Origin of the sequence: Acutalibacter caecimuris, assembly GCF_034335085.1 — a bacterium.
Lineage (GTDB): Bacteria > Bacillota > Clostridia > Oscillospirales > Acutalibacteraceae > Acutalibacter > Acutalibacter caecimuris.
This window is the reverse complement of the sequence record NZ_JAWXXJ010000012.1, coordinates 38,120-52,207: the sequence shown is the minus strand read 5'-3', so window position 1 is coordinate 52,207 and position 14,088 is coordinate 38,120. Positions and strand designations below refer to the sequence as shown.

The window sequence follows — 14,088 nt, the reverse complement described above, 5'->3', positions numbered from 1 at the left end:
GTGAAGATCATTTGCATCTGTGCGGGCAATATTTTGCACAGTGGCAGGCAGGGTGTTTCTATGCTGATTTGCCAAAAAGTTGCGGATTTCCTGCAAAAATATGACGTTGTATGCGAAACATTGGACTTGCGGGCATATGACCTGACCCCTTGCGTTGGGTGTGGTGGCTGTTTTACAACAAAACGTTGCTGCCGGGATGAGGATTTTAACCAGATATACGAAAAACTGATTTCAGCCAGTGGCGCCCTGGTTGTTTCCCCACATTATGCGCCTATCCCAGCTAAACTTTGTATGTTACTGGAAAAAATGGAAGAAGTGGCTTTTCTGCACTGGTGGAAAAATAGTGCTTACCATGCCGAGATACACGGCCTGCCAGTGGGCATCATTTCCCATGGTGGTGGCGGAGAGTGGGCTTTAAAAAGCTACAAGGCAATGGTCAACGATACCATTGCCAATGCGCTGGACACCATACAGTGTAAGGTAATCCCGTATAGTAGGGAGTGGGATACGGGGATATCTTTGCCGGTGAAACAGGTAGTACAAGGGGAGGGGATGTTTCCCATCCAGCAATATGATTGGGTAAAGCTTGACCCTCTGTTGGAGAGTTATGTAAAGTTGATCCTCCAGGCAGCCAGAGGGGAAGGGTGCCTACAACCATAACATAAAGCCAATCCTAATCAGAAAGCCGCGGTGTTCCCGCGGCTTTTTTGCGCCCAAACGGCCTCGGACTCACCAAAACCTCGCGCTGCCATAGTATAGAATATCCCCCAGTGGGGGGCAAGCCCCATATCGGTTAGAAATATCGGCGAGAGGAAGTGCCTCCTATGGGAGATAGAGATCACTTACAGGATGCAAATGGCTTTTTACGGAGTAGTGCCGTACGGAATACACAAAATGCACAAAACCGGCATACGGTATTTGGTGTGATGGGCGGTGACCGCAGGCAGGTGTATTTGGCCCGGTCGCTGGCTGAAGATGGCTACGAAACGCTGGTAAGCTGTATGGAACAGGCTGCGGACATCGGGCTGGTGCATACGGAGCCAGAGCTACTTGGGCAGCGCTGTGATGTGGTGGTTTTGCCCTTGCCTGCCACACGGGATGGCCAGTACTTGAACACGCCGCTTTCCTTGCGGAAAGTTCCCTTGGATGATGGCTTTGCCCGATTAATGGAAGGCAAAAAGGTGTTTGGTGGTATGCTGGCCCAACTGACAGAAACATCCAGCCTATGGCAGCGGATAGACTGGCAGGATTACTACCAGCGGGAGGAACTGGTGATGGGCAATGCCTTCCTGACAGCAGAGGGGGCAATCGGTTTGGCTATCCACGAGTACGAAGGCAGCTTGGGTGGCGCACAGTGCTTGGTAACCGGGTACGGACGCATTGGCAAGGCTTTGTGTGCCATGCTGAAAGGTATGGGTGCACAGGTATTCTGCGCAGCCAGAAAGCCGGCTGACCGCACGGCGATCCAAGCAACCGGTTGCCAGCCGCTTTGTTTTGCAGAGGCAGCGAGGCCCTTTGATCTGGTATTCAACACAGTGCCGGTGCGGGTTCTGGGAGCAGAGGTTCTCCGCTGCCAGCGTCGGGATTCGCTGCTGATGGAACTGGCTTCATCCCCGGGCGGCATAGACCTGGAAGTAGCCGGCCGGTTGGGGCTGCGTGTTCTGCCAGCGCCCTCCCTACCGGGGAAGATGTCACCGAAGGCATCGGGGGAACTGATTAAAAGAACCGTATACCGTATGATGGAAGAGTAGGCGTACCAGAGGCCGTTAATATATTCAGGCCTTTGATTATGGAGAAAGGAGATGGTCGCGATGCAGACCCTGGGATTTGCCATGTGCGGTTCCTTTTGCACACTGGACAAAGCGATGGAGCAACTGGCCAAGTTGCGGAAACAGTATGATCTGATGACGGTGATGTCTGAGAACGTGTATGAAACAGATACCCGATTTGGCCGGGCGGCTGATTTTATCGGCCAGGCCCAGGAGATTTCCGGTAAGCCGGTGTTGCATACGATTGTTCAGACCGAGCCCATTGGGCCCAAACGGCTGGTAGACGCAATGGTGGTGTGCCCCTGTACGGGCAATACTTTGTCTAAACTGGCTTTGGGTATTACCGATACGCCGGTGACAATGGCTGTCAAGTCTTCCCTGCGAGTGGGGATGCCGGTGGTGATCTGCCTGGCCAGCAATGACGCTCTGGCAGCTTCCGGGCAGAACCTTGCCCGGCTGATGAACACAAAAAATGTGTACTTTGTACCCCTGCGTCAGGATGATCCGGTGAAAAAGCCCTTTTCTTTGGTAGCGGATTTTTCCCTGCTGGAAGATACAGTGGAGGCGGCCCTGCAGGGCCGGCAGTTGCAGCCTGTTTACCGCTGCGTGTAACAAAACAGGCCTGGCAGGTCAACTAACCTGCCAGGCCTGTTTTTGAACTTTATTATAGATCCTAAGAAAGTAACATTTTTGCACCAACATTTACAGATTCAGCGAAAAAGGTTTTCCCAAAAATCCTTTCTGTTCCCAAGGAATAAGTCGGGCCGCCCATTTAGACAACGGATAGCCTTAAGACTAGTGCACTACAAATATCCTGTTCGGTAGAAATGATACTTGCGGTCTGCCTCTAACTGCTTTGGTATTCGTCAATGATCCGCTTGGCAAGCCGGGCATCTACCGTGGCAAAGCCCTGGGGGTCAGTGTAATCCAAAGTGCGTAGAACCTCTTGGGACTGGTTGTACACCTCTACCCTGGTGGAATGGTAGACCGGCTCCAGTTGGCGTGGCATAAAGATAGCAAAATCCATCTTGTCGCCCTCCACTTTGCTAAAGTAGGCGTGGAGCCGGGCGTTGCCGTAGTTGCGTTTGATGATACTGCACAGGGCATTCTTCATCAATTCTACGGCTACATCGTCCAGGCCGTTGTCGAAAATCAAGACCTTTTCCTTCAACTCAGCAAGGTTTTTTACCCGGCGCTTGATATAGTCCCGCATGGCCTCTGTAGGCTCTACCGCGCTACCGCTGCCTCCAGGCGTGAGGCATACCACATATTTTGCCTGGTTGTCCAGATAGACGAAGGGATAGGCCATTGCCGCAAAGTAGCTGCAACGCTGGCAACGCCAGTCGAACAGGGTTTCATCCAGTACGCTCTGTTTCAGTTCAGGGTGTTCTTGGGCATTCACGCTGGTATATAGCCGGTATTTTTGGGATTCTCCGCACTGGGGGCAGATGATATCCTTTACAATTTCTGTTGACATTCCCGTTATTCCTCCCCGCAGCCTTATTCAAAGGGTAGGCTGTCGTTTTCGTCCAACTCAGCCGGACGGGTTGCCGGTAGGGGCACCTCTGTGGTTTCCGGCATGGGGTCATGGTCAAAGCTTGCAACATCGGAGAGGTCGACCTCCTCACTGTTCTCGTCCTCCGGGTCAAAGGGGGCATCCTCGTCCTTTGTCACAGTGATTTCAATGGGCCCTTTGTTAAAGTGGAAAAGGGTGCCGGGCTTAGCCAGTTTTGTTACTAGGGCCGGGGTAGGCCTATCCGCCCCGCTGATGACGGCGATGCTGGAGGCCTCCTTGGCATCGTTATGCTCCCACATGGTCTGTTCCAGACTTTCCAGCGCACTGTCCCGCAAGGCCTGTATCTGGTCGATGTGGGCACAGTGGGCCTCAGCAATCGGGTTATCCGGGTTGCGCAAGGCGTTGTAATAATAGCGGCCCAGCGCTAGGTACTCTTTTTCGGCGGCCCTTTCCTGGCAGCGGATGACTGTACGCAGCCGGTTGGCGGCGGCAATGCGGCGGTTTTTCTCTTTTAGCCGGTGCGCGGCCCTCTGGGCACGCGTTTGGGCGGTTTTGCCAATCTTTTTCCAATTAGCCATAGTGTGACCTCCTGCTGGTTTTAGCGGTAAACTGTCTATATATAGCATAGTATATCAGAAAGATATGAAAAAATCATGCACAAATGGAATGGGCCTAAAAGGGGCAATCAACTTTTTTCAACCGGATCACATTCCAGGAGGCTGGGGACAGCCGGGTTTTCAGAATGAAACCGTCCTGCTCGTTTCGGCCAGAAACAGTCCGGGGCGTAACGTTCTGGCCCTGTGCGGAGTTTGTAGCCTTAAAGTCGCTGTTTTCTAACACGATATGCTCTTCAAAATGGTAGCCCTCAAAGCCACGAAGGTCGCTCTCCAGGGTGATTTCTTCCTCCAGATCACGGTTTACGGCGAATATCGCCACTTCACCCTTTTCCTCGTCCCATACGGCAACTGACTCTACGTCTGTCACATCGGTGAAATCCTTGGTATCGTGCCGGGAAGAGCGCAGCGCTGTGTGGAGGGCTACACCACGGCCGTATTTTGAGGCGTGCAGATAGGGATAGTAAATGGTCTGCCGCCAAGCCGGGCCGTTCTCTTCGGTCATAATGGGGGCGATGACATTGACCAGTTGGGCTAAACAAGCCATACGTACCCGGTCTGAATGCTTAAGCAGGGTGATAAGCATCAAACCCACCAGCAGTGCGTCTTCAAAGGTATACTGATCCTCTAACAGATGGGGCGCCACGGACCAGGGACGGTTAGCCATCTCATCGTTGTCGGAGGGAGTGCTATGAAACCACACATTCCACTCGTCAAAGCTGAGCATCATGCTTTTCTTTGCCCGGCGCTTAGCCTTTACAAAGTCACAGGTTGCGGTTACAGTTTTGATGAAATTATCCATGTCATCTGAACGGGCCAGGAAGTTGGCAGTATCATTCTCTGGGTTGCCGTAGTAGGTGTGTAGGGAGATAAAGTCCACACTATCATACGCCTCCTCCAGCACTGTGGCCTCCCATTGGGGATAACTGGCCATACCAGTGTTGGAACTGCCACAGGCTACCAACTGAATAGAGGGGTCAATCTGCCGGAGGGCCTTAGCTGTTTCGTTGGCCAGGTGGCCGTACTCCCGCGCGGTTTTATGGCCTACTTGCCAGGGTCCGTCCATCTCGTTACCCAGGCACCAGGTTTTGATGCCATAAGGGTTTTCTACCCCGTGGCTGCGGCGCAGGTCGCTGTATTTAGTGCCGGCAGGGTGGTTGCAGTATTCCAGCAGGTTGCAAGCCGCGTCAATGCCTCGTGTGCCCAGATTTACAGCCATCATAATATCTGTACCGGCCTTTTGGGCCCAGCGGGCAAACTCGTTGATACCTACCAGGTTAGGCTCGGTGCTGCGCCAGGCCAGTTCCAGGCGTCGCGGGCGCTGGCTGACTGGGCCCACGCCGTCCTCCCAGAAGTAGTTGGACACAAAGTTGCCGCCGGGGTAACGGACAATGGGCACATTTAACTCCCGAACCAAATCCAGCACGTCCTGGCGGAATCCCTCTTCGTCGGCAGAGGCGTGGCCGGGCTGATAGACCCCGCCGTAGACCGCACGCCCCAGGTGCTCTACAAAGGAGCCATAAATGCGCTTATCAATGGTACTGATCCGATGGTCTGGATCTAGGGTAATGCGGGCGAACTTCTTATTCATAAAACTGACCTCCTGTTCATATAAGCCAATTATACACTTGAGGAGGGGGGCAAGTCAACATAACTGGGAGAAATAAATAGCAGGAAAGAAAGGAATGGAAAAGGCAGCAGTGGAAAAGGGGATACCTGGTTTCCTTTTCCACTGTGAGTAAACTATTTTGTTGTGTAAACAGCCGCAGAAACGGTTATTGCAGAAGTTTTTCGTAGGTGAACCCACGCTGTGCCTGACGCAACAGCAACACGGCCAGCACGGCACATACTATCCCGATAGCAACCAGCAGCCAGCCGCTAACCAGCAACAGGCCGGTGAATTGGCCAATCAGCAACATTAGAACCGGCAGCAGCAGGAAAATGGCACCCTGCTGGGCTTCCTCCACGCTTTGGGCTTTGGCGGATACCCGTACCATCAGGGTGATGGCAATCAGCGAGATGGCGGGGGCTACCAGCAACAGGACTGCCAACCATTTTAGGCTGGGTACCACCAAGCGGTGGGCCAGTAATGAGGTTTCCATCTCAATAACGGCCAGCATGGCCACGAAGGACACCGCCGATGCCAGCATACTGAGCAGGAAGGCTGCCGCTACTTTGGCGCGGAAGATTTGCCGTAAGGAAAGCGGGCTGTATAAGAGGGTTTCCAGTGTGTGTTTTTCCTTTTCGCCTACAAAGGAAGTGGCTGCCATGACGGATGCGGCCATAATGGGGATGAGCAGGAAAAAAACGGGCATCAGGTAATTTAGCAACAGTCCGGCCAAAACGGGGAATTCGCCTTCCCCAGTGATAGAAAGAGGGAGCATCTTTAACATTTTCAGCAGTTCCGCGCCCTCGCCGGGAAAGAACCACAATGTGAGAATGAACATACTGGGAACAAAGACTGTCAGCACCAGTGGTACGACCAGCAGTGTGGTAAGCATCCGTTTGTTTGAAACCATGCCTCGGATATCTTTTTTGATAATGGCAATGATACGCTTATCCATGATTATCCCCCTTTGTTAAGGAAAAATAAATCTCTTCCAGTGAGGGCAGGCGTGCAGAAAGGTGGTACAACGCCCCGCCGTTTTGGGTAATACGGCCAGCCAGACGGGGGATATCCTTTTCGGTAGTAATGGGAATCTCAAAGGTATCCCGGCCAGTGCGGTGGGGAAGGAATTCCTGGGGCATATTTTGTGCCTGCACGCACACAGTCATAGAACTGTGGATTTTTTTGCGAAGTTCCTCCAGCGTGCCTTCAGCCAGCAGGCGGCCCTGGGACATGAGGCCATAGCGGGTACATATTTCTTGGGCATAGCGTAACTGGTGCGTGCAGAGGAATACGGTAATGCCTTGCTCTGCGGCCAACCGGCGGATCATTTCATGGACATTTCGGGCACTTTCCGGGTCGAGCCCGGAAGTGGGCTCGTCCAGAAAAAGTATTTTCGGCTGGTGCAGCAAGGAGCGGGCCAAAGACAGACGTTGCCGCATACCAGTGGAATAGGTAGCCAACCGGCGGTCGCAGGCATCGGACAGTTCTAACTGCTCCAACAGAGCGTTGGCACGCTGACTGCTTTCGGCAGTGCTTAGGCCACATAGGGAGGCATAGAACAACAGGTTTTCCATGCCAGTCAGGTGGTCATACATTTGGGCGTGCTCGGTTACAACACCGGAAAGCGCGTGGATATGCTCCGGTTCTTGTGCAGGGTCAAGTGAAAATACCTGGCAGCATCCTTGGCTGGGTGTAAGCATACCAATCAACAGCTTAACAGTGGTGGTCTTTCCGGCACCATTAGGGCCGAGAAAGCCGAAGATTTCCCCGGCCGGCAGGGACAGGCTGAGGCCGTCCACTGCCGTTTTACCGCCGGGGTAGGTTTTTGACAGATCTGTCAATACTACAGCATTCATATACTGCTCCTTTTTTCTTTTTTCAGTGTGTGAAGAATGCTCTGATAGCGTGGATTTCCCTGGAGCACTTGGAACACTGGTAACTCCAAAGCATCGACAATGCTTTTCTGGATAAGAGAAACGTCCCGCGGCGGGCTATTGCCTAAGGGGAGGTTTTCTTCCAGCCAATCGTCTAACAAGGTGAAATAGCTGTCACCATGTAGCTGCAAGGGATAAATATCACTTTGGGCCAGGCGGGCATAGTTCTCTAATGTGGAGAGGGCGTTTTCCGGCTCGTCCCATTGCAGATAGGCTTGCGCAATATGCACATAAGCGGTTAACAGCATACCAGGATGGAGGCTTTCCAGATGGAAACAATCTGCTAGGGTAAGAATACGCCGTACGGTTTCATGAAAGGATTGCGCTGAGTCACATAGGCAGAGATAGTGGATGAGCATATCCAGCAATTCAACCTGAACCTGATAAATTCCGGCCTGCAAAACACGTGTGGCATCTACGGGGTGTCCGGTTTGCTGATAAGCCATAGCCAACAGGGGATCAGGAGCCATGCGTAGGGGGGCAGGGGGAGCCAATAGTTCGATAGCCTCTTGGGCCCGACCTAGTTCCAGCAAGCAAAGGGCCTCCATATTAAGGGCCTGTTCCTGTAGGCTGGTGTTATCGCTTTGCTCCCGCACCCTGGCAAATAGGGCTATTGCCTCTTCTAGCACAGCAAAAACCAACTGTGGCTGGCCGGCCATTTGGCAGTGATTTACATACAGGCAGCCCAGTTGGAAAAGCAGGGTGGGGCAGGAAAAAAACTTTTTAGCGATTTCCCTACATCGGTCCATTACCTCTTCAAAAGGCTTGTGGGAGAAGTCTGCGGCCAGTTCCCGGCAGAGGTGGCGGATGTCACTGGGGGTCATTTGGGGCTCATAGCCGATCAACTCGTCGATACTGATGTTGAAGAAGGTCGCCAACAGAGGGAGGAGCGTGATGTCAGGGTAGGTGGTGGAGGTTTCCCACTTGGAAACAGCAGCCTTGGAAACGCCGATGTACTCGGCAAGCTGATCCTGGGTGATGCCACGTTGGCGGCGTTGTTCCATCAGCACTTGGCCGATACGTAACTCTTTCATTGTGATGCATACCTCGCTGTAATGCATTTTGTGGGGAAGTTATGTTACCAGTATAGGACACTTGCTGCTGGAAAGCAAGGGACGGATGGGATATTTTAATTAAAAAAGTTGCCTAACAGGCAACTTAGTGCATACTTACAGAATAGTCAGAATAGTGCAGCGGCCTGATGAACAGAAAAGCCCGCCCAGTTACCCTGGACGGGCTTTTATCATGCAATCAGATGCTTATTTGTAACCAGGAATTACTCCGCCATCTTCTTCAGCTTGGCGTACTTCTCCTCGGCAAACTTCTCAGCATTGGCAAACAGCTTTTCGGCGCGCTCCGGGAAGGAACGGGTCAGGCTGTTGTAACGCACTTCGCCCATAATGAAGTCGCGGTAGGAGGCAGAAGGCTCCTTGCTGTCCAACTGGAAGGGATTCTCGCCAGCGTCAGCCCGGCGGGGGTCAAAGCGGAAGTTATGCCAGTAACCAGCGGCTACAGCTTTCTTCTCCTCGGTCATGGAAACACCCATGCCGCCCTTAATGCCGTGGTTGATGCAGGGAGCGTAAGCCAGAATAATGGAGGGGCCATTGTAACTCTCGGCCTCGTGGAAAGCCTTGATGCATTGGTTCATGTCAGCGCCCATAGCAACCTGGGCCACGTACACATAACCGTAGCTCATGGCAATGGCAGCCAGATCCTTCTTCTTGGTGGCCTTGCCGGTAGCAGCAAACTGTGCTACAGAGCCACAGGGCGTGGACTTGCTGGCCTGCCCACCCGTGTTGGAGTACACCTCGGTGTCGAATACCAGTACGTTGATGTTCTCGCCAGACGCCAGGGCATGATCCAAGCCGCCAAAGCCGATGTCGTAAGCCCAGCCGTCGCCGCCCAGAATCCACACGGACTTCTTGGCCAGGTAATCCTTATCCTTCAAGATCTCGTTGCACAGGGTGCAGGCCTCACAGTCACAATACTGATCGCCAGCGGCCTTGCGGGCCTCATGATGGGCCAGCATTTTATCGGCGGCCTCTTTGCTGCCAAATGCCTTAACAGCCTCGTCAGACTTGCAGAAGTTGATCGTCCAATCGATAGAGGCACGGCTGTACTCCAAGGCGGCGATATATGCCTCGGCAGCGGCCTCGTTGGCCTTGCTGTCGGTCATGGTTTCCAGCCAGGCTTTACCGGTATCCTTTACTTCCTGCTCAACATAGTCAACTGCAATGAGTTTTTCGGTGAGTTCAGCCAGGCGGCCGCGTACGGCGTTCTGGGCCAAAGCCATGCCCAAACCAAATTCGGCGTTGTCCTCGAACAGGGAGTTCTCCCAAGCGGGGCCGTGGCCTTTCTTGTTGACCGTGTAGGGCGTGGCAGGTGCGGAACCGCCCCAAATGGAGGAGCAGCCGGTGGCGTTGGCAATAAACATCTTATCGCCAAATAGCTGGGTAGCCAGCTTGGCGTAAGGCGTTTCGCCGCAACCGCCGCAGGCGCCGGAGAACTCAAGCAGGGGCTGCTTGAACTGGCTGCCCTTCACGGAGGTTTCCTTGAACTTCTCAGCTACAGCCTCTTTGGTAGGCAGGTCGATGCCATAATTGAACACGGCCTGCTGGGGACGCTGGGAGTCGATGGGGGCCATTTGCAGGGCCTTGGTCTTAGCGGGGCAGGTAGTAACGCAGCTACCACACCCGGTGCAGTCCAAGGTGGAAATGACCATGGCAAAGTGCATACCCGGTACGCCGGTCATGGGCTTGGACTTGGTGCCCTCGGGAGCGGCGGCCAACTCTTCTTCAGTCATAGCCACAGGACGGATAACCGCGTGGGGGCAGACGTAAGAGCACTGGTTGCACTGGATGCAGTTTTCGGGGATCCACTCGGGGACATCCACAGCCACACCACGTTTTTCGTAGGCAGCGGTGCCCTGCGGAGAGGTGCCATCGGCATACTTTTCAAAGGTGGAAACAGGCAGATCCTTACCATGGAAGGAGTTGACAGGGAATACCACATTGTTGACGTAATCTACCAGATCCTGGCGGCTGCCGGTGGCAACTTTCTTCACGGAGTCATCCACAGCGTCCTTCCAGGCAGCGGGCACGTCTACCTTCTTATAGCCGGTAGCGCCAGCGTCGATAGCGTCATGGTTCATCTTGACCACGGATTCGCCCTTGCGTCCGTAAGATTTCTGAGCAGCATCCTTCATATACTGGATGGCATCGGCCTCAGGGATGATCTTAGCGATGGAGAAGAAAGCGGACTGCAACACGGTATTAATACGGGTGCCCAGACCAATTTCCTTACCAATCTTAAAGCCGTCGATGGTGTAGAAGTTGATCTCGTTATCTGCGATAAACTTCTTGACTTTGCCAGGCAGACGCTCATTGAGTTCTTCGGCATCCCAAGCGCAGTTCAGCAAGAAACTGCCGCCTTTCTTCAGATCCTGCACCATGTCGTAGGTGTCCAGGTAGGCAGGGTTGGAGCAGGCCACAAAGTCCGCCTTGGAGATATAATAGGTGGACTTGATGGGGGTATGCCCAAAGCGCAGATGGGAGATGGTCAGGCCGCCGGACTTCTTAGAGTCGTAATCAAAGTAGCCCTGGGCGTACATATCGGTATGGTCGCCGATGATCTTGATAGAGTTCTTGTTAGCGCCCACAGTGCCGTCAGAACCCAGGCCCCAGAACTTGCAACTGGTAGTGCCGGCGGGAGCAGTATCCGGATCCTCCGTGGCCTCCAGGGACAGATGGGTCACATCGTCCACAATGCCGATGGTGAAACGCTTTTTAGGCTCAGCCTTCTCCATGTTGCGGTAAACGGCGATAATGTCGCTGGGCTTGGTGTCCTTGCTGCCCAGGCCGTAGCGGCCGGTGTAAACAGGGCAGGCGCCAAAGCTGGTGCCGTTGATAGCTGCCAATACATCCAGGTACAGAGGCTCACCGATGGAGCCGGGCTCCTTGGTGCGATCCAGTACAGAGATGGCCTTTACCGTATCCGGCAGCGCGTCCAGCAGATAGTTCGCTACAAAGGGACGGTACAGATGCACCTTGACCAGGCCAACTTTTTCACCAGCAGCTACCAGATAGTCAATAACTTCCTCAATGGTTTCGCAGGCGGAACCCATGGCGATGATGACCTTGTCCGCATCAGGTGCGCCATAGTAGTTGAAAGGCTTGTAATCAGTGCCCAGTTTGGCATTGACCTTGTCCATGTAATCCACCACAACGGCAGGCACGGCATCATAGTACTTGTTGCAAGCCTCACGGGCCTGGAAGAAGATGTCGCCGTTTTGGGCCTGGCCACGCAGCACAGGATGCTCAGGATTCAGGGCATGGCGGCGGAACTCGCCCACAGCATCCCAGTCCAGCATTTCGCCCAGATCCTCGTAGTCCCAGGTTTCAATCTTCTGAACCTCGTGAGAAGTGCGGAAACCGTCAAAGAAATGCAGGAAGGGAACTTTGCCCTTAATGGCGGCCAGATGGGCCACAGCCCCCAGATCCATAACCTCCTGCGGGGAGTTAGAGCACAGCATGGCATAGCCGGTCTGACGGCAAGCATACACGTCAGAGTGGTCACCAAAGATGTTAAGGGCGTGCGTTGCCAGGGTACGGGCAGAAACATGGATGACGCTGGGCAGCAACTCGCCGGCGATCTTGTACATATTGGGGATCATCAGCAAGAGGCCCTGAGAAGCGGTGTAGGTAGTAGTCAGTGCGCCTGCGGCTAGAGAGCCATGCACGGCACCGGCGGCACCGGCCTCAGACTGCATCTCAGTGACGCGCACCTCACGGCCGAACAGGTTCTTGCGCCCGGCGGCGGCGTACTTGTCGGTTTCGTCGGCCATCACAGAAGAGGGTGTGATGGGGTAGATGGCGGCAACGTCGGTAAACGCATAGGAAATATGCGCAGCGGCGGTGTTGCCATCCATTGTCTTCATTTGTCTTGGCATTTTAACGATTTCCTCCTTATTAAGATGCTCAAACTGACAGGCACAGGCAGGGGTGGAGCCTGTATCCGGCCCTGCGGCTGTTGCTACAGACAGCTACCGTAAGGCCGGATACAGGTTCCTGGCCACCATATCTGTACCCTCGCGCTGTTATTCTACCATTTTTTTTGGGTTCTGTAAAGGTGAAAATCGTGGTTTTGCAAAAAATTTTATTCAGAAATCACAGGGAAACGGAAATGCCTGCTGCTATGGAAAACTTCCTGGTAGCCTGTGCAAAAAAAGCTTATCAGGAATTGACAAGCGCGTTTTTTTCAAGTACAATAGGCATAATACATAAAATTCCGATGTTGAAAGGAGTTTCATCTCATATGCCTGAAGACCCTGACAGTACTTTTGTAATTTCTACTGCACTGGCGCTACTGTTCGCTTTTTTGGCGGCGCTGTATGCAGCGGGCGAGTCGGCGGTAAGCTGCCTTTCTGCCCCCCAAGTAAAAAAGGATGCGGATACCGGTGATAAAAAGGCTGGGTATCTGCTGCAAGCATTGGAGGCACAGGTCAGTGTGATTTCCCCGCTCCAATCTGGCCTGTTGTTTTGTGGCTTGCTGGGCCTTTCCTTTTGGCTGACAGCCCTGGCCAGCCGTGCCGGGAATTTACTGGCTTTTTTGGACAATGTAGGCTTACGTCGGGCACTGGGTTGCTTGCTGGCAGCGTTATTATATGTGTTCCTTTTTTTTCTGCTGTGTGACCTGCTGCCAAAGAAGGTAGCGCGCCATCATGCTAAGGATTTTGCGTACCGCCATGCCCGGTTGATTGGGCGGCTCTCATGGGCGGCAATGCCCTTTTTACAGTTGACCAGTCTGCTATCCGACGGGCTTTTGCGCCTCTTCCGTATTGATCCACATACCCTGGATGGTGCTGTTACGGAAGAAGAAATTCTACAAATGGTGGGAGAAGGCGAGGAAAAGGGCGTTATTGAGGAAACGGAAAAGGATATGATTGCCAATATCCTGGACTTCAATGATACTACCGCGGGCGAAACCATGACCCATCGCACTGACATTGCCGCTGTGCCAGACAACGCGGATGTGAGCCAGGTAGTAGCAGTAGCTATGGAACGTGGCTGTTCCCGTGTACCGGTATACCATGAGGACATTGACACTGTGGTGGGCATCTGCTACGTGAAAGATTTGTTGCCCTTTGTGGGGGTGCAAATCCCCAAGAACGCTGACATTACCCGGCTGATGCGCCCAGCCTACTTTATCCCAGAAACCAAAAAGTGTAGCCAGTTGTTTGCTGAACTTACCGAGCGCAAGGTGCAGATTGCCATTGTGGTGGATGAGTACGGCGGCACGGCGGGTCTGGTGACTTTGGAGGATTTGGTGGAGTCCATTGTGGGTAACATTCAGGACGAATATGACCATGAGGAAGATGAAATCCATCAGGTAAGCGAAACGGAGTTTACTGTGGACGGTACCGCCTCTATTGACGAGATATCTGACCTGACAGGCGTAGAGTTGCCTGAGGGTAGTTACGATACGATCGCCGGCCTGGTGACGGAGCTTTTGGGGCGGATTCCAAAGGAAGGGGAGCGGCCACAGGTACAGGTGGCCGGGTTACGTATAACGGTGTTAGAGTTGGACGATCAACGGTTGGCCCGGCTGCATATTGTGAAGGAACCACCTGAAATGGAAGGCGAATAGG

Annotated in this window: 11 protein-coding genes; 4 read left to right on the top strand and 7 right to left on the bottom strand. The window is 53.4% G+C overall.

Annotated elements, in window-relative coordinates; translation table 11 throughout:
* The 3 genes from U8U01_RS08685 (at position 1) to U8U01_RS08675 (ending at position 2,381) form a co-directional block, all read left to right on the top strand.
* Positions 1-660 (top strand): NAD(P)H-dependent oxidoreductase, encoded by a 660-nt coding sequence (locus U8U01_RS08685; RefSeq protein ID WP_322173395.1) that lies wholly within the window; start codon positions 1-3, stop codon positions 658-660.
* 164 nt (positions 661-824) lie between these two features.
* Positions 825-1,751 (top strand): dipicolinate synthase subunit DpsA, encoded by a 927-nt coding sequence (locus tag U8U01_RS08680; protein WP_322173393.1) that lies wholly within the window; start codon positions 825-827, stop codon positions 1,749-1,751.
* Positions 1,752-1,811: 60 nt separating this feature from the next.
* Positions 1,812-2,381 carry a dipicolinate synthase subunit B gene (locus U8U01_RS08675; RefSeq protein ID WP_322173392.1) on the top strand — a complete coding sequence of 190 codons (570 nt, stop codon included), beginning with the start codon at positions 1,812-1,814 and terminating at the stop codon, positions 2,379-2,381.
* A 235-nt stretch (positions 2,382-2,616) separates the two neighbouring features.
* Here the strand turns inward: U8U01_RS08675 and U8U01_RS08670 are convergent, their stop codons facing one another.
* From U8U01_RS08670 to nifJ, 7 genes are all read right to left on the bottom strand, one after another.
* Entirely contained in the window at positions 2,617-3,246 is a 630-nt protein-coding gene (locus tag U8U01_RS08670) for a CpXC domain-containing protein (RefSeq protein WP_322173390.1), read from the bottom strand.
* 23 nt (positions 3,247-3,269) lie between these two features.
* Entirely contained in the window at positions 3,270-3,863 is a 594-nt protein-coding gene (locus tag U8U01_RS08665) for a hypothetical protein (RefSeq protein ID WP_322173389.1), read from the bottom strand.
* 94 nt (positions 3,864-3,957) lie between these two features.
* Complete coding sequence (gene arfA / locus U8U01_RS08660) at positions 3,958-5,490, bottom strand: arabinosylfuranosidase ArfA (RefSeq protein ID WP_322173388.1); 1,533 nt, start codon at positions 5,488-5,490, stop codon at positions 3,958-3,960.
* A 184-nt stretch (positions 5,491-5,674) separates the two neighbouring features.
* Positions 5,675-6,463, bottom strand: a complete 789-nt coding sequence (locus U8U01_RS08655) for an ABC transporter permease subunit (protein ID WP_322173386.1) — start codon at positions 6,461-6,463, stop codon at positions 5,675-5,677.
* The gene (locus U8U01_RS08650; RefSeq protein ID WP_322173385.1) at positions 6,456-7,364 is read right to left on the bottom strand and encodes an ABC transporter ATP-binding protein; all 909 of its coding nucleotides are present in this window, start codon (positions 7,362-7,364) and stop codon (positions 6,456-6,458) included. The genes U8U01_RS08655 and U8U01_RS08650 overlap by 8 nt, the downstream gene beginning before the upstream one ends.
* Positions 7,361-8,476, bottom strand: coding sequence for a helix-turn-helix domain-containing protein (locus U8U01_RS08645; RefSeq protein WP_322173384.1), 1,116 nt, complete (start codon positions 8,474-8,476; stop codon positions 7,361-7,363). Before U8U01_RS08645 ends, U8U01_RS08650 begins: the two co-directional genes overlap by 4 nt.
* Positions 8,477-8,718: 242 nt before the next feature.
* Positions 8,719-12,390 carry a pyruvate:ferredoxin (flavodoxin) oxidoreductase gene (gene nifJ, locus U8U01_RS08640; RefSeq protein WP_322173382.1) on the bottom strand — a complete coding sequence of 1,224 codons (3,672 nt, stop codon included), beginning with the start codon at positions 12,388-12,390 and terminating at the stop codon, positions 8,719-8,721.
* Between the two features lie 365 nt (positions 12,391-12,755).
* Between nifJ and U8U01_RS08635 the strand changes: the two genes are divergently transcribed.
* Positions 12,756-14,087, top strand: coding sequence for a hemolysin family protein (locus U8U01_RS08635; protein WP_322173380.1), 1,332 nt, complete (start codon positions 12,756-12,758; stop codon positions 14,085-14,087).
* Position 14,088 lies beyond the last annotated feature (1 nt).

Bases quoted from the DNA above. Each gene is read 5' to 3' on its own strand.
- U8U01_RS08680 (WP_322173393.1), top strand. From the start codon at position 825: ATGGGAGATAGAGATCACTTACAGGATGCAAATGGCTTTTTACGGAGT.
- U8U01_RS08675 (WP_322173392.1), top strand. From the start codon at position 1,812: ATGCAGACCCTGGGATTTGCCATGTGCGGTTCCTTTTGCACACTGGAC.
- U8U01_RS08670 (WP_322173390.1), bottom strand. From the start codon at position 3,246: ATGTCAACAGAAATTGTAAAGGATATCATCTGCCCCCAGTGCGGAGAA.
- U8U01_RS08665 (WP_322173389.1), bottom strand. From the start codon at position 3,863: ATGGCTAATTGGAAAAAGATTGGCAAAACCGCCCAAACGCGTGCCCAG.
- arfA (WP_322173388.1), bottom strand. From the start codon at position 5,490: ATGAATAAGAAGTTCGCCCGCATTACCCTAGATCCAGACCATCGGATC.
- U8U01_RS08655 (WP_322173386.1), bottom strand. From the start codon at position 6,463: ATGGATAAGCGTATCATTGCCATTATCAAAAAAGATATCCGAGGCATG.
- U8U01_RS08650 (WP_322173385.1), bottom strand. From the start codon at position 7,364: ATGAATGCTGTAGTATTGACAGATCTGTCAAAAACCTACCCCGGCGGT.
- U8U01_RS08645 (WP_322173384.1), bottom strand. From the start codon at position 8,476: ATGAAAGAGTTACGTATCGGCCAAGTGCTGATGGAACAACGCCGCCAA.
- nifJ (WP_322173382.1), bottom strand. From the start codon at position 12,390: ATGCCAAGACAAATGAAGACAATGGATGGCAACACCGCCGCTGCGCAT.
- U8U01_RS08635 (WP_322173380.1), top strand. From the start codon at position 12,756: ATGCCTGAAGACCCTGACAGTACTTTTGTAATTTCTACTGCACTGGCG.